Raw genomic sequence first — 17,814 nt, 5'->3', positions numbered from 1 at the left:
TGGCTTTAGCGCCTTTTTGTGTGATCAAGATCACACAAAACCATGCAATGAACTTCTAATTTCTCTTAAAAGATATGAATGGATCACTTTAATGTCTAAAATCTGCCCGCTCTCAGCGCCCCCTGGGCGCTTTTCTTTTTCTGAACAGGCCAGACATGACTAACAGCAATCGCATCAAGCTCACATGGATCAGCTTCTTCTCCTACGCCCTGACCGGCGCGTTGGTGATCGTCACCGGGATGGTGATGGGGAATATCGCAGACTACTTCCAGCTGCCCGTTTCCAGCATGAGTAATACCTTCACCTTCCTCAACGCAGGGATCCTGATCTCTATCTTCCTGAATGCCTGGCTGATGGAAATCGTCCCACTGAAAACCCAGCTGCGTTTTGGCTTTGTGCTGATGGTCGCCGCCGTGGCGGGCCTGATGCTGAGCCACAGCATCGCGCTGTTCTCAGCCGCCATGTTCGTGCTCGGTCTGGTCAGCGGGATCACCATGTCGATCGGTACGTTCCTGATTACCCATATGTATGAAGGCCGCCAGCGCGGCGCGCGCCTGCTGTTTACCGACTCCTTCTTCAGCATGGCCGGAATGATTTTCCCGATGGTCGCGGCCGTTCTGCTGGCGCGCAGCATCGAGTGGTACTGGGTCTATGCCTGCATCGGTCTGGTCTACGTGGCGATCTTTATCCTGACCTTTGGCTGCGAATTCCCGGTGCTGGGCAAGAAAGCGCAAACCACCGCCGAGCCCGTTGCGAAAGAAAAATGGGGCATCGGCGTGCTGTTCCTCTCCGTTGCCGCCCTGTGCTACATCCTGGGCCAGCTGGGCTTTATCTCCTGGGTACCGGAATACGCCAAAGGTCTGGGCATGAGCCTGAACGATGCGGGTCAACTGGTAAGCGATTTCTGGATGTCTTACATGTTCGGCATGTGGGCGTTTAGCTTCATCCTGCGCTTCTTCGACCTGCAGCGCATTCTGACCGTGCTGGCAGGCATGGCGACCGTGCTGATGTACCTGTTCATCAACGGTTCACCGGAACATATGCCGTGGTTCATTCTGACCCTGGGCTTCTTCTCCAGCGCCATTTATACCTCGATCATCACCCTGGGTTCCCTGCAGACCAAAGTGGCCTCGCCGAAGCTGGTTAACTTCGTCCTGACCTGCGGCACCATCGGCACCATGCTGACCTTCGTGGTAACCGGCCCGATCGTGGCCCACAGCGGCCCGCTGGCGGCGCTGCACACCGCTAACGGTCTGTATGCCGTGGTGTTCATCATGTGCTTCATCCTGGGCTTCGTGACCCGCCACCGCCAGCACAACGCGGCAGCAGCGTCTCACTAACCCTTACGCCCCTTTGCGCTCTGCAGAGGGGCTGTTTCTGGCAAAGCTTACCTCTTCTCCCCCGACGTCCGTCTGGATCCACGTCTGCGCCAGCTGCGTTGTGGCAATCACGCGTCCCTGACGAATCGACCAGCGCACCCGCACCTGGCAGCGCACCGCTTCAAACCCGCTCTCCGCAGGCAGAATAATCAGGTTCGCCGGGTTTCCCGTGGCAATACCGTAATCGCTCAGACCGAAGGTCCGGGCGCTGTTATGGGTGATGAGATTCAGTCCGCGGTCGATTTGCGGATAGCCCATCATCTGGCAGACGTGCAGCCCCATATGCAGCACCTGCAGCATGTTGCCGGTGCCGAGCGGGTACCACGGGTCGAAGACGTCGTCATGACCGAAGCAGACGTTAATGCCCGCCTCCTGCAGCTCTTTCACCCGGGTGATGCCGCGGCGCTTCGGATAGTCATCAAAGCGCCCCTGCAGGTGAATATTGACCAGCGGGTTAGCGACGAAGTTAATCCCCGACATTTTCAGCAGACGGAAGAGCCGCGAGGTGTAAGCGCCGTTGTAGGAGTGCATGGCGGTGGTGTGGCTGGCCGTCACGCGCGGGCCGATACCTGCTTCGTACGCCAGCGTTGCCACCGTCTCGACAAACCGCGACTGTTCGTCGTCAATTTCATCGCAGTGGATATCCAGAGGACGGTCATACTTCTTCGCCAGCTCAAACGCGATGTGCAGCGACTGCACGCCATACTCGCGGGTGAACTCAAAGTGTGGGATCGCCCCCACCACGTCGGCCCCCAGCCTTAACGCCTCTTCCAGCAGCGCCGCGCCGTTCGGGTAAGAGAGAATACCTTCCTGCGGGAACGCGACGATTTGTAGCGTCACCCACGGGGCCACCTCCTGCTTCACCTCCAGCATCGCCTTAAGGGCGGTAAGCGTCGGGTCGGAGACATCCACATGGGTACGGACAAACTGGATGCCGTTGGCAATTTGCCACTTCAGCGTTTTCCAGGCGCGCGCTTTCACATCCTCATGACTGAGCAGCGCCTTGCGCTCCGCCCAGCGCTCAATGCCTTCGAACAGCGTGCCGGACTGGTTCCAGTTCGGCTCGCCCGCGGTCTGGGTCGTATCAAGATGGATATGCGGCTCAATGAACGGCGGGATAGCAAGCCCGCCGCGCGCGTTCAATACTTCATAACTTTCGGCGTGGGTGTCGTCCATCGGGGTGATGTCACCAAATCGCCCGTTCTCAATGGCAAGCTGCCACAGCCCTTCCCGACCCGGTAAACGAACATTCTGAACAAGCCATAACGGTGTTGTAGACATACCTTTCCCCTAAAAAACGCCGCTGATATTCAGGCGTATCGATTTTGGCAAAACCGCCCCTGATTTGTACACAAATTCAACGAGCACGAAAAGCCTGCGATTTCCGCCACTTATAAAAATCCTGACAAATCAGTCGCATACCACCTAAGGAGTAGGCGAAGACGTATTTGATTTGCATCAATAAGCGCCCCTGCTGAATCGTTAAGGTAGGCAATAATAGAAAAGAAATCGAGGCAATAATGAGCAAAGTCAGACTCGCTATCATCGGTAACGGCATGGTCGGCCACCGCTTTATTGAGGATCTTCTCGATAAGGCCGATGCTGAGCAGTTCGATATTACCGTGTTCTGTGAAGAACCCCGCAAGGCGTACGACCGTGTGCACCTGTCTTCCTACTTCTCCCATCATACCGCCGAAGAGCTCTCTCTGGTGCGGGAAGGTTTCTACGAGAAGCATGGCGTAAAAGTGCTGGTGGGCGAACGCGCTATCACCATCAACCGTCAGGAAAAAGTGATCCACTCCAGCGCCGGGCGTACGGTTTTTTACGACAAGCTGATCATGGCGACGGGCTCCTATCCGTGGATCCCGCCGATCAAAGGCTCGGAAACTCAAGATTGCTTCGTCTACCGTACCATTGAGGACCTCAACGCCATTGAGTCCTGCGCGCGCCGAAGCAAACGCGGTGCGGTTGTCGGCGGCGGTCTGCTGGGCCTGGAAGCGGCTGGCGCGCTGAAAAACCTCGGCGTTGAAACCCACGTCATCGAATTTGCCCCGATGCTGATGGCCGAACAGCTGGACCATATGGGCGGCGACCAGCTGCGTCGTAAAATCGAAAGCATGGGCGTGAAGGTTCACACCAGCAAGAACACTAAAGAGATCGTTCAGGAAGGGACAGAAGCACGCAAAACCATGCGCTTTGCCGACGGCAGCGAGCTGGAAGTGGACTTCATCGTCTTCTCCACCGGTATTCGTCCGCGCGACAAGCTGGCGACCCAGTGCGGTCTGGCCGTGGCGCAGCGCGGCGGGATCATGATCAACGACGCCTGCCAGACCTCCGATCCGGATATCTACGCCATCGGCGAATGCGCCAGCTGGAACAACCGCGTATACGGCCTGGTGGCGCCGGGCTACAAAATGGCGCAGGTCGCCGTGGACCATATCCTCGGCAGCGAAAACGCGTTTACCGGTGCAGACATGAGCGCCAAGCTGAAGCTGCTGGGCGTGGACGTGGGCGGTATTGGCGATGCGCACGGCCGCACCCCGAATTCCCGCAGCTATGTCTATCTCGACGAAAGCAAAGAAGTCTACAAACGCCTTATCGTCAGCCAGGACAATAAAACCCTGCTCGGTGCGGTGCTGGTGGGCGACACCAGCGACTTCGGCAACCTGCTCCAGCTGGTGCTGAACGCCATCGAACTGCCGGAAAACCCGGACGCGCTGATCCTCCCGGCTCATGCCTCAAGCGGCAAGCCGTCTATCGGCGTGGATAAACTGCCGGACAGCGCGCAGATTTGCTCCTGCTTCGACGTCACCAAAGGCATGCTGATCTCCGCCATCAACAAAGGCTGCCACACCGTGGCGGCCCTGAAAGCCGAAACCAAAGCCGGTACCGGCTGCGGCGGCTGTATTCCGCTGGTCACTCAGGTGCTGAACGCCGAGCTGGCGAAACAGGGCATCGAAGTGAACAACAACCTGTGCGAGCACTTCGCGTATTCTCGCCAGGAGCTGTACCACCTGATCCGCGTGGAGGGCATTAAGTCCTTCGACGAACTGCTGGCGAAGCACGGCCAGGGCTACGGCTGCGAAGTCTGTAAACCGACCGTCGGCTCCCTGCTGGCCTCCTGCTGGAACGAGTACGTGCTTAAACCCGAGCATACGCCGCTGCAGGACACCAACGACAATTTCCTGGCCAACATCCAGAAAGACGGCACCTACTCCGTTATTCCACGTTCCGCCGGTGGCGAAATCACGCCGGAAGGGCTGGTGGCCGTAGGCCGTATCGCCCGTGAATTTAATCTGTACACCAAAATCACCGGCTCCCAGCGTATCGGCCTGTTTGGCGCGCAGAAGGACGACCTGCCGGAAATCTGGCGTCAGCTGATTGAAGCCGGCTTCGAAACCGGCCACGCGTACGCAAAAGCGCTGCGCATGGCAAAAACCTGCGTGGGCAGCACCTGGTGCCGCTACGGCGTCGGCGATAGCGTGGGCTTCGGCGTGGAGCTGGAGAACCGCTACAAAGGCATCCGCACCCCGCACAAAATGAAGTTTGGCGTCTCCGGCTGTACCCGCGAATGTGCGGAAGCGCAGAGTAAAGACGTGGGTATCATCGCCACAGAGAAAGGCTGGAATCTGTACGTCTGCGGCAACGGCGGGATGAAGCCACGCCATGCGGACCTGCTGGCGGCGGATCTCGATCGCGACACGCTGATTCAGTATCTCGACCGCTTCATGATGTTCTACATCCGTACCGCCGATAAGCTGACCCGTACCGCTTCCTGGCTCGATAATCTGGAAGGCGGCATCGATTACCTGAAATCGGTCATCATCGATGACAAGCTGGGTCTGAACGAACATCTGGAAGCCGAGATGGCGCGCCTTCGCGAGGCGGTGATCTGCGAGTGGACGGAAACCGTCAACACCCCGGCGGCGCAGACGCGCTTCAAACACTTTATCAACAGCACCCAGCGCGACCCGAACGTACAGGTTGTGCCGGAGCGTGAACAGCATCGTCCGGCGACACCGTATGAGCGTATTCCGGTGACGCTGGTGGAGGAAAACGCATGAGCCAGTGGATAAACATTTGCGATATTAACGACATCACCCCCGCCACCGGCGTGTGCGCGCTGCTGGGCAAAGAACAGGTCGCGATTTTCCGCCCTCGCCACGATGAACAGGTTTTTGCCATCAGCAATATCGACCCGTTCTTCGAAGCCAGCGTACTCTCCCGCGGCTTGATTGCCGAACATCAGGGGGAGCTGTGGGTCGCCAGTCCGCTGAAAAAGCAGCGTTTCCGCTTAAGCGACGGCTACTGCATGGAAGATGAGAGTCATTCAGTGAAGCACTATGACGTTCGCGTGAAGGACGGCAAGGTGCAGCTGAAAGGCTAATCCCCCGCCTTTTCAATACGAAAAGCTTATGACCCCTTATGGGTAACGGCAGGAAAAACCGTATGTTTTGTACGATTCCTGCTGTTATCCTGACGTCAATTCTTACCCCTCCATGAATGCTGCGAGGTAACGTCGTGGATCACCTGCCGATTTTTTGTCAATTACGCAACCGCGACTGCCTGCTGGTGGGCGGCGGCGACGTGGCCGAACGCAAAGCGCGCCTGCTGTTAGAGGCTGGGGCCCGACTGACCGTCAACGCCCTCGCCTTTGCCCCACAGTTTGAGGTCTGGGCCCAGGAAGGGATGCTCACGCTGGAACAGGGGGAGTTTAATGAATCCCTTCTGAATACCTGCTGGCTGACCATCGCCGCGACGGATAATGATGAAGTAAACCAGCGCGTTAGCGACGCCTGCGAAGCGCGCCGCATCTTCTGCAACGTGGTGGATGCGCCGAAAGAGGCCAGCTTTATCATGCCGTCGATTATCGACCGCTCGCCGCTGATGATTGCGGTATCGTCCGGCGGACGCTCGCCGGTTCTCGCCCGCCTGCTGCGGGAAAAGCTGGAGGCCTTGCTACCCCAGCATCTTGGTCAGATTGCCCATTACGCCGGGCAGCTGCGTTCCCGCGTGAAGCAAACCTTCACGACCGTGGGCGAGCGCCGTCGCTTCTGGGAAAAATTCTTTGTGAACGACAGGCTGGCGCAGTCGCTGGCCAATCAGGACACCAAAGCCGTTGAAGAGACGACCGAGCGGCTGCTGAGCGAGCCGCTGGATCATCGCGGCGAAGTGGTGCTGGTCGGGGCCGGGCCGGGAGATGCGGGCCTGCTGACGCTGAAAGGGCTACAGCAGATCCAGCAGGCCGATATCGTGGTTTATGACCGCCTGGTCTCCGATGACATCATGAACCTGGTGCGCCGCGACGCCGACCGCGTATTCGTCGGCAAGCGCGCGGGCTACCACTGCGTGCCGCAGGAGGAGATTAACCAGATCCTACTGCGCGAAGCGCAGAAAGGTAAGCGCGTGGTACGCCTTAAGGGCGGCGATCCGTTTATCTTTGGGCGCGGCGGCGAGGAGCTGGAAACCCTGTGTGACGCGGGCATTCCGTTCTCTGTCGTGCCGGGCATTACGGCGGCATCCGGTTGTTCAGCCTACTCTGGCATTCCGCTGACCCACCGCGACTACGCCCAGAGCGTGCGTCTGGTGACGGGGCACCTGAAAACCGGCAGCGAGCTGGACTGGCATAACCTGGCCGCCGAAAAGCAGACGCTGGTGTTCTACATGGGGTTGAACCAGGCCGCGACTATCCAGGCGAAGCTGCTGGAGCACGGCATGGAGGCAGATATGCCGGTCGCGCTGGTGGAAAACGGTACGTCCATCAAGCAGCGCGTGGTGAACGGCGTGCTGACGCAGCTCGGCGAGCTGGCGCAGCAGGTTGAAAGCCCGGCGCTGATTGTGGTGGGTCGTGTGGTTGAACTGCGCGACAAGCTGAACTGGTTCTCGAATCACTAACGCATATTCTTCCTTTCCGGAGTAGTCCTTAAGCGGACTACTCCCCTCTTACCGCTGTCGATAACATACCGCCCCGAAGTGGAACTTTTCCCTTTATTCCCTTGAGTTACATCCAATTTTCGTTTTTAAGACAAGGAATGCGTATGTTCAAACTGGCAAAAGCCGCCGTTCTGGTTGGCCTGTTATCGACTCTGACTGCCTGCACCGGTCACGTACAGAACACCAAAAATAACTGCAGCTACGATTATCTGCTGCACCCGGCGATCTCCATTTCGAAGATCATCGGCGGTTGCGGTCCGGCGGCGCAGCAGTAAGCGATTTTCAGGCGTAAAAAAACCGGGGCTTTCCCGGTTTTTTTGTTTGGGCGGTTTTTCGTCGGGTGGCGCTAACGCTTACCCGACCTACAGGATCCCGTAGGCCGGGTAAGCGTTAGCGCCACCCGGCAAAGCAGGCTTAAGGTTTACCCACAAACCCAATCGCTTCATACACCGCTTTCAGGGTTTCAGACGCGCGCGCGCTGGCTTTTTCCGCGCCGTCTTTCATCACCTTCTGCAGGAAAGCTTCGTCGTTGCGGTAGCGATGATAGCGCTCCTGCAGCTCGGTCAGCATGCCGGAAACGGCGTCTGCCACTTCACCTTTCAGGTGGCCGTACATCTTGCCTTCGAAGTGCTGCTCCAGCTCAGGAATGCTCTGGCCGGTCACGCCGGAGAGGATATCCAGCAGGTTGGAGACGCCCGCTTTGTTCTGCACGTCGTAGCGCACAACAGGCGGCTCGTCGGAGTCGGTGACCGCACGCTTGAGCTTTTTGACGACGGATTTCGGATCTTCCAGCAGGCCAATAACGTTGTTGCGGTTATCGTCAGACTTAGACATCTTCTTGGTCGGCTCCAGCAGCGACATCACGCGCGCGCCGGATTTTGGAATAAACGGCTCTGGCACTTTAAACACATCACCGTAAATCGCGTTAAAGCGCTGGGCGATATCGCGGCTCAGCTCCAGATGCTGCTTCTGGTCTTCACCTACCGGCACCTGATTGGTTTGATACAGCAGGATGTCCGCCGCCATCAGCACCGGATAGTCGAACAGGCCAGCGTTGATGTTTTCAGAGTAGCGCGCGGATTTATCCTTGAACTGGGTCATGCGGCTCAGCTCACCGAAATAGGTGTAGCAGTTCAGCGCCCAGCCCAGCTGCGCGTGCTCTGGCACGTGAGACTGAACGAAAATGGTGCTCTTCTCTGGATCGATGCCGCAGGCCAGGTACAGCGCCAGCGTATCCAGGGTGGCTTTACGCAGCTTCTCAGGATCCTGACGCGCGGTAATCGCGTGGAGATCGACGATGCAGTAAATGCAATGGTAGTCATCCTGCATGCTGACCCACTGACGTAACGCACCCATGTAGTTACCAATGGTCAATTCACCTGAAGGCTGTGCGCCACTAAAAACGATGGGCTTAGTCATGATTCAATTCCTGATGTTCACTGTGCGAAAGCCCGAGTGCGGGCAACAAATCTTTGAAGTGGTCGAAGACCACATCCGGCTCACTTAGCGTGATGGCCTCACCGTAGTTGTAACCATAGGTTAATCCGACGGAAGGACACCCTGCCGCTCGGGCAGCCAGAATATCATTGCGCGAATCCCCGACAAAGAGCAGCTCCGCAGGCGTTAAGGATAATTTTCCTGCCACCAGCAACAGTGGTTCCGGATGCGGCTTTTTGTTCTGCACGTCATCGCCGCCCACAATCACGGAGAAGTACTTCGCGATATCGAGCGCTTCCAGCAGAGGCGCAACGAACGGGGTTGGCTTGTTGGTCACCAGCCCCAGCGGGAGGCCCTTCGCGTGCAGCGCGCTCAGCGTTTCCTGAACGTCCGGGAACAGGAAACTGCCCTCCTCGACGGTCTCTTCGTAGAAACGATCGAACAGTTTACGCAGAATACGCAGCTGCTCATCCTTCGGGATGTCAGCGTGGTCAACGCTCGGTTTACCCTGCGCGGAACGCTGCGACGCGCGCTCCTGACGAGCCCACGTCAACGCGCGCTCCATCAGAACATCGGCACCGTTGCCAATCCACGTCACTACGCGTTCTTCGCCCGCAACGGGCAGTTCAAGAGCGTACAACGCCTGGTCTACGGCGCTCGTTAAGCCCGGCGCGCTGTCGACCAGCGTGCCGTCGAGGTCGAATGCCACACCCCGAATTGCCTGCAATTTATCCATGACTTACCTTCGCCAGCTCACGGCGCATTTCATCAATGACTTTTTTGTAATCCGGCTGGTCGAAAATTGCCGAACCTGCAACGAACATATCCGCGCCCGCTGCCGCAATTTCACCAATGTTATTCACTTTAACCCCGCCGTCCACTTCCAGACGAATATCGTAACCAGACTCATCAATACGACGGCGCACTTCACGCAGCTTATCCAGCGTGTGGGGGATAAACGACTGACCGCCAAAGCCCGGGTTCACGGACATCAGCAGGATCACGTCCAGCTTGTCCATGACATAGTCGAGATAGCTCAGCGGCGTGGCCGGGTTAAACACCAGCCCTGCTTTACAGCCGTTCTCTTTGATCAGCTGCAGCGTGCGGTCGACGTGTTCAGAGGCTTCCGGATGGAAAGTGATGATGCTGGCACCCGCTGCGGCGAAGTCAGGCACGATGCGATCAACAGGCTTCACCATCAGGTGAACGTCGATCGGCGCGGTAATGCCATAGTTACGCAATGCCTTAAGCACCATTGGGCCAATGGTCAGATTCGGGACGTAGTGGTTGTCCATAACGTCGAAATGGACGACATCTGCGCCAGCCGCGAGAGCTTTGGCTGTGTCTTCACCCAGGCGGGCAAAATCGGCCGACAGAATTGAGGGAGCAATCAAAAACTGTTTCATCCGCTTCTCCTTGAAATGTGTTTACCGGCGGGCAAAACGGCTCAGGGGCGATAAAGAGCCAGAAGTTCGTCCACCTTTTTACGTGTGCCGCCGTTGCTGCTAATGCTACGCCGCACTTTGACCTGAAAATGCTTCGCGGCTTTGTACCATTCGCGCGTATCAGGGGTATCGTGATTCGAAATTAACACCGGAATTCTTTTGCTGACCAGCTTTTCCGCCATCTCCGCCAGACGCGCCTGTTCGGCAGGGCTGAAGCTGTTGGTGTGATAAGCGGTGAAATTCGCCGTTGCAGACAGGGGGGCGTAAGGTGGGTCACAGTAAACCACCGAGTTTACGCCTGCCAGTTCCATACACTCTTCATAGGAGAGGCAATGAAACTCTGCGTTCTGCGCTTTTTCGGCAAAGTGATACAGCTCGTCCTGCGGGAAATACGGGCGTTTATAGCGACCAAACGGTACGTTAAATTCCCCGCGCAGATTATACCGGCACAGGCCGTTGTAACCATGGCGGTTGAGATAGAGGAACAGCAGCGCTCTGCGGAACGGATCCTGACTCTGATTAAACTCAGTGCGGAACTGGTAGTAAACGTCCGGGTGATTATTCTCCGGCGTAAACAGCTTGCGCGCCTCTGCGACATACTCTTCGGTACGCAGCTTAACGATGTTATAGAGGCTGATAAGGTCGTTGTTGATATCCGCCAGGATATAACGAGAAAAATCGGTGTTGAGGAACACCGATCCCGCACCCACGAAAGGCTCGATAAGACACTCGCCTTTAGGCAGGTGCTTTTTAATATCATCGAGCAGGGGGTATTTCCCCCCTGCCCATTTCAGAAAAGCGCGATTTTTTTTCATGCTGACTAACTGATTACACCTTCTCCGGCTGTGGAGAAAGCTCCGACAGCATCCTGCGCTTTAAACATTACTTCAGATCGGCCTGAACCTGATGAATCGGCTTCGCCCACGGGTTTTTCGCCTGAACATCCGCTGGCAGTGCCGCAACGGCACGTTTCGCTTCATCTTTGGACGAATAAACGCCGCTGACCAGCACATACCAAGGTTGACCGTTACGGGTCGTCTGATAAACAACGTAGTTTTTCAGATTTGATTTCTTCGCCCAGCTGTTGAGGTTGTCATAGTTAGACGAACTGCTCAGCTGCAGCGTGTAGTTACTGGATGGCGCAGACTTCAACGAACCAACGTTACCTGCAGTTTTGCCTGCGGCGCTGCTGGAGGCTGTTGCCGTGGCTGCTGGAGCCGTTGCTGCAGGTGCAGCTGTGGCAGCCGGTGCCGTTGTGGTCGCCGTTGCTTTCGGCGCAGTCTGCGAGACTGGCGCTTTAGCAGGCTCGCTCACCGCAGCCATTTCGGTGTGCTTCGGCTGTGCCGGTACGGCTTTCACTTCAGGCGCTTTGACGACTGCCTGAGGTTTGGTTTCACGCTTAGGCTCAATCACCGCCTGCTTACGTTCAGGACGCGTCGCAGTTTGCGTCTGGCGCGGTTTGGTTTCCGTCGCAGCCGTTTGCGGTTGTGCGTTACCACCGCGAACAGGGGCAACGGTTGCCGGCTCGGTTGGCAGCGTGGAGTTAACCACGACGTTATCAACCTGCTGCTGGTTCTGCGGCTGCGTCAGCGCATTGTTCAGGTCACCCTGAACTTCTACGCGCTGCTGGCCTTCAGGCGTAGCAGGTGCCTGACCCTGAGCTGGGGTTGAAGAAACGGGCGGCAGAGAAACATCCTGCGGCGCTGTGGTGTTACCTGCGGTCTGCTCTGCGGAAGTCGCACCCGGTGCAGGCTGTGCGCCATTCGCCTGATTGGTCGCATCGTTACCGGACAGGTTGATGCTCTTCTCAGCGGAAGCAGTTTGCTCGGTTGAGTTCGTTGACGGTGCTTTAAGCGCGGAGCCAATGCCGACAATCAGCAGCACAAGCACCAGAACGCCAAGGCCCATCATAATGTACTGGCGGGACGCCGGTTTAGGCGCAGCGGCTTTTTTACGTTTACGCGGGCGACGCTCTACAGGCTGTTCGTCCATTGAATCTTCTTCGGACTCATAATCCTCTTCTGCTCGCTCTTCGTGCGCGTTGCGGCTGCGCGAAGGGCGACGATCGTCTGCATCCAGATCAACATCGTCAAAGTTGATCTGCGGCTCGTTATCACGTTCTGAAGATTGACGAGAACGACCAGTACGACGATCGCTGGGATCGGGTTTCAGCTCGTCTTCTGGTTTGAATTCATCCATTTAACACCCCACTCAAAGGCTTATGCTAACGACTTTGCATTTCACCTGAAGCTAAACGACCACCGGCGACAGTGGCCTGACCTTTCTAGTTGTTACGCCTGCTGACAATCAGCGATAGCGCCAAGAACGACATCGTGCGGCACTCCGCCGCGCACTTCACTCTTCCCTATTGCAAGCGGGAGTACAAGACGCATCTCACCTGCCAATACTTTTTTATCGCGCATCATGTGGGGTAAATACGCTTGCGCCGACATCTCCTGCGGTCCGGTCACCGGCAAACCTGCACGCTCAAGCAGCGCAATGATGCGTGCCGTCTCTTCCGGTGTGAACTGCCCGAGACGTTCTGAAGTGCGGGCAGCCATTACCATTCCAGCCGCGACGGCTTCACCGTGCAGCCAGTTACCGTAACCCATTTCGGCTTCAATCGCGTGACCAAACGTATGCCCAAGATTCAGTAAAGCACGTAAGCCCGTTTCACGCTCGTCTGCTGCGACAACTTCTGCTTTCAGCTCACAACAACGGCGGATGCAGTATGCCAGTTTAGCCTCATCCAGGCACAGCAGCGCATCCATATTCTCTTCCAGCCAGTTAAAGAACTCGCCATCCAGAATAATGCCGTATTTGATCACTTCCGCCAGACCAGAAGCCAGTTCGCGCTTCGGCAGGGTTTTCAGACAGTCGAGATCCACCACCACCGATGCGGGCTGGTAGAACGCGCCAATCATGTTTTTGCCGAGCGGATGGTTGACTGCCGTTTTGCCACCCACAGAGGAGTCGACCTGGGACAGCAACGTGGTCGGGATTTGAATAAAACGGACGCCACGTTGATAGCTTGCGGCCGCAAAGCCGGTCAGATCGCCCACAACACCGCCGCCCAGGGCAAGCAGTGTTGTATCGCGACCGTGCGGTTTTTGCAGCAATGCGGTAAAGACGGTATCCAGTACCGTCAGGCTTTTATACTGCTCGCCATCGGGGAGAATCACACTGTCGACTTTTACGCCCGCCTGCTCAAGCAGGTGGCGTACGCGGTCGAGATAAAGCGGAGCCAGCGTCTCATTGGTGACCAGCATCGCCTGATCACCCGCTTTCAGTGGTAAAAAGGAAGCTGGGTCGTTAAACAAACCAGCCGCGATGGTGATAGGGTAACTACGTTCCCCGAGAGTAACTGTAATCCTCTCCATGACGCGACATCCACCTTTAATGCTTTTACCCGCAGGCGAGTGTATATAAAGCCAGAATCAGTTGCTTTCCAGCATATGAATAATCTGGTTTGCAACCACTTTAGCGCTCTGGTCGTCAGTACGAATGGTCACATCGGCAATCTCTTCATATAGCGGATTGCGTTCATCGGCCAACGCTTCCAGAACTTCGCGTGGTGGCGTTTCAACCTGCAGCAGCGGGCGCTTTTTATCGCGCTGCGTACGTGCCAGCTGTTTCTCGATGGTCGTCTCAAGATAGACCACTACGCCACGGGCGGAGAGACGGTTGCGGGTTTCGCGAGATTTCACAGAGCCGCCGCCTGTTGCCAGAACGATGCCCTGCTTTTCCGTGAGTTCGTTGATCACTTTTTCTTCTCGGTCACGGAAACCTTCTTCGCCTTCTACGTCGAAAACCCAGCCCACATCAGCTCCGGTTCGTTTCTCAATCTCTTGATCAGAATCGTAAAATTCCATATTGAGTTGTTGAGCTAACTGACGCCCAATAGTGCTTTTGCCGGCACCCATAGGCCCAACCAGAAAGATATTGCGTTTCTCTGCCATTTTATCGGTACTACTAAGACTATTCGTTAATGGTAATCCCCGCTGCGCAGACACTCAGCGTAGCAGGACATGAACTGAAACCTCATATGCAATAGAGCGAGAGTCAGACTAAAAATTATCTCAATACTCCGGCTTGTTTGGCAACTGATTAAATCACCGCGTCGGGCGCATAAGGTAATAAGACGTAAGTCCAACTCAAATCGGTACTCCTTGTATGCTAATTCATGCCCCACGTCAAACATCTGCAACAAACTGAATGCAAAATCATTGCGGGGATCGTTACCCGTCAGCGAATACCGACCAGACGTGGCGTAATAAACACCACTAGCTCGCGCCGTTCATTATCCTTACCATCGTGGCGAAAAAGCTGCCCAAGCCAGGGTATTTTTCCCAGCCCCGGCACGCTGTCACTGCCGGTTTTGTTCTTCTGCGAAAAAATTCCGCCTAACGCCAGCGTTTCTCCACTTTTTACCTCCACCTGGGTTTCTATCTCCTGTTTGTCGATCGCCAGCGTTTCGCCGTCCGCCTGCTGCAGAACCTGTCCCGGCATATTTTCGCTGATGTGCAATTTCAGGCGCACGCGCCCTCCCGGTAACACCACCGGCGTGACCTCCATCCCTAATACCGCCTCCTTAAACTCAACGGAGGTGGCGCCGCTTTCACCGCTTGAGACCTGATACGGAATTTCACTCCCCTGCTTGATGCTGGCCGGCTGCATATGCGAGGCCAGCAGCCGCGGGCTGGCGATGATATCGACCTGCTGCTTTTGCTCCAGCGCAGAGAGCTCCAGATCCAGCAGCCGACCATTGATCCGCCCGATGTTAAAACCCACGTGGCTGGTGGCGCTGGCGACGGAAAGATCGCTGCCAAGCGTGGTGAGCTGACCAACCTTACCCGCGTCGGTGGCGTCGGCGAGATTCCACTTCACTCCCAGCTCACTCAGGCTTTTTTCATTCATGGTCACAATATGCGCCGCCAGCTCGACCTGTTCGACGGGAATATCCATCTGAGCGGCCCAGCGCTGCAGCATATCCACCACCGTCTGGTTATCCCGAATCAGCAGGCGGTTGGTGCGTTTGTCGACGGATAAACTCCCCTTTGGGCTCAGGAGTTTTTCCGCGGCTTTTTGCAGCTCTCCGGCATCGGCATAGGAAAAAGGGATACTGTGAGACACCAGCGGCGCATCAAGCTGTCGACGCGCTCGCTCCTGCTCTGAGCGTTCCTGCTGTTCACGCTGCCAGGCCGCGGTATGCACGTAAAAAATGCCGCCCTCCTCTCGCAAAACGAGGCCAGCGCTGGCGACAACCGTCTGTAATGCCTGACGCCAGGGGACGCGCGTCAGGTTAAGCGAAAGTGTGCCGCCGACATCGGGCGATATCACCAGATTACGGCTCTCCTGCGCGGCCAGGCTCTGAAGCACCTGGGCCACAGGAACGTCATCCACCACCAGCGTGACCGGTTTTGGCGCGGCGGCCCACAGCGGATGGCTGAACGCCAGCAGCCACAGCATTATCCGTAAATTCATTCTTATCCGTTCCTTCTCGTTGCCACGTCCATTTTTCTGGTTCACATGTATCACCCACATCAACAACCAGTTCCGTTTCATTGATGGCTGTTATCGTCCAGCCTGCCGGCAAGCGCTCATGCGTTTTCAGCCGGTACCAGCGCTTTTGCCCATCCTGTAAAATGCCGATAGCCTGCTGTCCTCCCACCATGCCGCGATAGTGCCATTGCGCCAGCTCGCCAATGGCGCAGGGATCGTCCGGCGGGCGAAACGGATCGCGCATGCCGGTCAGTAGCAGCGCTGAGCAAACCAGCAAATATCGCGCGCTATTTCGCATGTTCCAGCTCCAGCCGCAGGCGCAGCGCTTTACCCTGTGGCGCAATCGCGAAAGCGGCGATCTGCACATCCCGCTGCGCCAGCCGGGAAAAAAGCGCCGGAAGCGCCTGCCACTCAACCTCCAGCATCAATTCCCCTCCGTTCTGCAGCGGCTTCCAGTGAACCAGCGTCGCGTTATCGCCCTGAAAATCGAGCGGGGAAAAAGATATCAGCTCCCGTGATTCCGGTGCTTCCGGACGAAACGGCACCTTTCTGACGGCAGGCCATAACGCTGCGTTAGCTCTCGCGTCCTGAATCAGCTGGCGTTGTCGTTCAGCACACTGCCTGTCTACCGGTCTGAGCAAAGTGCCCCACGCGGCCAGTCCGGCCAGGAAACTCCCCAGACACCAGAAGAGCACCCGACTCCAGGGACGGCTTTCGCACCAGCGTTCTAACAGGGTATCCACGCGTTAACCCTCGCTTTTAAGATGAAGGGTGAACATCCAGCGTCCCTGGCTGTCCTGCCGAAGCTCACCCGTCGTCCCGGGCGTAAAACCCGCTATTTGGCCAAGCGCATCGCGCAGAGCAGACAGGGCCGGCAGGGTTAGGGCATACCCGCTCAGCATCAGTGCGGGAGGCTGATAGCGCAGCTCTGTCAGCCAGACCTGTGCCGGAATGGCGCGGGAAAGGGATCCCAGCACCGGTTGCCATGCGCGTCGTTGAAGTGTCTGCGCTGGCATCTGCGCCTGTGAGGCGAGTTTCTGCCGGGAGAGAAGCGCATGCTGCACGGTCTGCATTCCCGTCAGATCCGTTTGCAGCGCGTACAGCCTCATAAGAGGGTTCATCCGCAGACCGGACATGATCACGAACATCAACAGCACGGTGCCGACACCCATTGCGCCCCAGAAACGCAGGCATCGCGCGCGCCGCTGCTGTCGCCAGGGCAGAAAGTTCATGATGCTCATCCGGGCACCTCGCTCATGGCCAGCGCCAGCGCAACGGTATAATCAGCGCCGCAGTCCGGTAGCGGGGCATGGCAGCGTTCCAGGATTTCCCACGGGTTACGTCGGTTATCAAACAGCGCGATGTCATCCGGTCCAAGCGCCAGCAGCGCCGCCAGTTCGGCCACGCTTTCGGCTTCTGTGGTAAGGCGGCGTCCCCACTGGTGGCGCATCGCCCACAGCCACTGCCGATCGTCCCGCCAGGCGATGCACGTCGCTGGTGCCACCGCAGGAAGAAGATTCGCCAGCGCGCTGGCATCCGGCGTAATGGCCACCAGCCGCACACGCAGCGTTTTCGCCAGCGCCAGAAGGGTGTCGACCTCGTTGTTTTGCGCGGCGGTCACGTGAAAGGTATTGCTGAAGGTGTCCTGCGCGTAATCGAAACAAAGCGTATCGGCAGACATCTCCAGTTCGCGCGCGAGCGCCGCGCCAAGCCATGAGAGCTGCTCGCTGTCGCGCAATGCTACTGACGGGCGGGGAAGCGACCGCTGCAGGGTGCGTGCTGCCGGGAAAGAGAGGAACACCCGGTGGTAGTGCGGCAGCGTTTTCCGCCAGTCGCGTAGCGCATCAACCAGCTGTTCTGGCTGACAAATTTTGCCGTCACGAATGATGCCTTCGGCCAGAGGAATCGCCCACCAGCGGCGCAAGCACCAGCCGGACTTCTCCCGGGCCAACGCAACGATCAGCACCCTATCCTGTTGAATATGAACGCCCGTTTGCCATGTTTTGAAAGCCATGCTTCACGATCTCCTTATCGCCCGTCACCTTGACGGCTATATCAATGAATCAGGCTTGCCTTTATACTACCGCGCGATTGTTTAGAAACTGCCCAAGTGAAAC

The 17,814-nt window shown here is 57.1% G+C and carries 18 protein-coding genes; 5 read left to right on the top strand and 13 right to left on the bottom strand.

Translation table 11 applies throughout. The features are described from left to right. Positions 1–155: 155 nt before the first annotated feature. Positions 156–1,340, top strand: coding sequence for an MFS transporter TsgA (gene tsgA / locus NQ230_RS02175; protein ID WP_121426109.1), 1,185 nt, complete (start codon positions 156–158; stop codon positions 1,338–1,340). A 3-nt stretch (positions 1,341–1,343) separates the two neighbouring features. Here the strand turns inward: tsgA and NQ230_RS02170 are convergent, their stop codons facing one another. Continuing rightward, the gene (locus tag NQ230_RS02170) at positions 1,344–2,660 is read right to left on the bottom strand and encodes a cytosine deaminase (RefSeq protein ID WP_257259778.1); all 1,317 of its coding nucleotides are present in this window, start codon (positions 2,658–2,660) and stop codon (positions 1,344–1,346) included. Between the two features lie 239 nt (positions 2,661–2,899). Between NQ230_RS02170 and nirB the strand changes: the two genes are divergently transcribed. The 4 genes from nirB to NQ230_RS02150 all read left to right on the top strand — a co-directional run bounded on the left by nirB (position 2,900) and on the right by NQ230_RS02150 (position 7,588). Beyond that, positions 2,900–5,443, top strand: a complete 2,544-nt coding sequence (nirB, locus tag NQ230_RS02165) for a nitrite reductase large subunit NirB (protein ID WP_257259776.1) — start codon at positions 2,900–2,902, stop codon at positions 5,441–5,443. Further along, entirely contained in the window at positions 5,440–5,766 is a 327-nt protein-coding gene (nirD, locus tag NQ230_RS02160; protein WP_121426111.1) for a nitrite reductase small subunit NirD, read from the top strand. Before nirB ends, nirD begins: the two co-directional genes overlap by 4 nt. Positions 5,767–5,900: 134 nt before the next feature. Continuing rightward, the gene (gene cysG, locus NQ230_RS02155; protein WP_257259773.1) at positions 5,901–7,274 is read left to right on the top strand and encodes a siroheme synthase CysG; all 1,374 of its coding nucleotides are present in this window, start codon (positions 5,901–5,903) and stop codon (positions 7,272–7,274) included. A gap of 143 nt (positions 7,275–7,417) precedes the next feature. After that, the gene (locus NQ230_RS02150; RefSeq protein ID WP_008503029.1) at positions 7,418–7,588 is read left to right on the top strand and encodes a YhfL family protein; all 171 of its coding nucleotides are present in this window, start codon (positions 7,418–7,420) and stop codon (positions 7,586–7,588) included. Between the two features lie 139 nt (positions 7,589–7,727). On the opposite strand, the gene trpS is transcribed toward NQ230_RS02150, so the two are convergent. From trpS to NQ230_RS02090, 12 genes are all read right to left on the bottom strand, one after another. Beyond that, positions 7,728–8,732 (bottom strand): tryptophan--tRNA ligase, encoded by a 1,005-nt coding sequence (gene trpS, locus NQ230_RS02145; protein WP_193140123.1) that lies wholly within the window; start codon positions 8,730–8,732, stop codon positions 7,728–7,730. Continuing rightward, positions 8,725–9,486: a phosphoglycolate phosphatase gene (gene gph / locus NQ230_RS02140; RefSeq protein WP_213822715.1), complete on the bottom strand. Its 762-nt coding sequence runs from the start codon at positions 9,484–9,486 to the stop codon at positions 8,725–8,727. Before gph ends, trpS begins: the two co-directional genes overlap by 8 nt. Then, positions 9,479–10,156: a ribulose-phosphate 3-epimerase gene (rpe, locus tag NQ230_RS02135; RefSeq protein ID WP_024907923.1), complete on the bottom strand. Its 678-nt coding sequence runs from the start codon at positions 10,154–10,156 to the stop codon at positions 9,479–9,481. Before rpe ends, gph begins: the two co-directional genes overlap by 8 nt. A 41-nt stretch (positions 10,157–10,197) precedes the next feature. After that, complete coding sequence (gene dam, locus NQ230_RS02130) at positions 10,198–11,010, bottom strand: adenine-specific DNA-methyltransferase (RefSeq protein ID WP_023309480.1); 813 nt, start codon at positions 11,008–11,010, stop codon at positions 10,198–10,200. A gap of 67 nt (positions 11,011–11,077) precedes the next feature. Then, a complete protein-coding gene (damX, locus tag NQ230_RS02125) occupies positions 11,078–12,394 on the bottom strand; it encodes a cell division protein DamX (protein WP_257259770.1) in 1,317 nt (438 codons plus the stop codon). Positions 12,395–12,486: 92 nt separating this feature from the next. After that, on the bottom strand, positions 12,487–13,575 hold the full coding sequence (aroB, locus tag NQ230_RS02120) for a 3-dehydroquinate synthase (RefSeq protein WP_121426116.1): 1,089 nt from the start codon (positions 13,573–13,575) through the stop codon (positions 12,487–12,489). Between the two features lie 57 nt (positions 13,576–13,632). After that, positions 13,633–14,154 carry a shikimate kinase AroK gene (aroK, locus tag NQ230_RS02115; RefSeq protein WP_003861630.1) on the bottom strand — a complete coding sequence of 174 codons (522 nt, stop codon included), beginning with the start codon at positions 14,152–14,154 and terminating at the stop codon, positions 13,633–13,635. A 286-nt stretch (positions 14,155–14,440) separates the two neighbouring features. Then, positions 14,441–15,679, bottom strand: a complete 1,239-nt coding sequence (gene hofQ, locus NQ230_RS02110) for a DNA uptake porin HofQ (protein WP_257259769.1) — start codon at positions 15,677–15,679, stop codon at positions 14,441–14,443. Continuing rightward, positions 15,591–15,995 carry a HofP DNA utilization family protein gene (locus NQ230_RS02105; protein ID WP_159515051.1) on the bottom strand — a complete coding sequence of 135 codons (405 nt, stop codon included), beginning with the start codon at positions 15,993–15,995 and terminating at the stop codon, positions 15,591–15,593. Before NQ230_RS02105 ends, hofQ begins: the two co-directional genes overlap by 89 nt. Beyond that, on the bottom strand, positions 15,985–16,440 hold the full coding sequence (locus NQ230_RS02100) for a HofO family protein (RefSeq protein WP_121426119.1): 456 nt from the start codon (positions 16,438–16,440) through the stop codon (positions 15,985–15,987). Before NQ230_RS02100 ends, NQ230_RS02105 begins: the two co-directional genes overlap by 11 nt. Positions 16,441–16,443: 3 nt before the next feature. After that, the gene (locus tag NQ230_RS02095) at positions 16,444–16,938 is read right to left on the bottom strand and encodes a PilN domain-containing protein (RefSeq protein WP_121426120.1); all 495 of its coding nucleotides are present in this window, start codon (positions 16,936–16,938) and stop codon (positions 16,444–16,446) included. Continuing rightward, on the bottom strand, positions 16,935–17,711 hold the full coding sequence (locus tag NQ230_RS02090) for a pilus assembly protein PilM (protein ID WP_159515052.1): 777 nt from the start codon (positions 17,709–17,711) through the stop codon (positions 16,935–16,937). The genes NQ230_RS02095 and NQ230_RS02090 overlap by 4 nt, the downstream gene beginning before the upstream one ends. Between the last annotated feature and the right edge of the window lie 103 nt (positions 17,712–17,814).

This window comes from Enterobacter asburiae (assembly GCF_024599655.1).
Taxonomy (GTDB): domain Bacteria; phylum Pseudomonadota; class Gammaproteobacteria; order Enterobacterales; family Enterobacteriaceae; genus Enterobacter; species Enterobacter asburiae_D.
The sequence above is the reverse complement of the archived record's forward strand: the minus strand, read 5'-3'. Positions and strand labels throughout refer to the sequence as shown.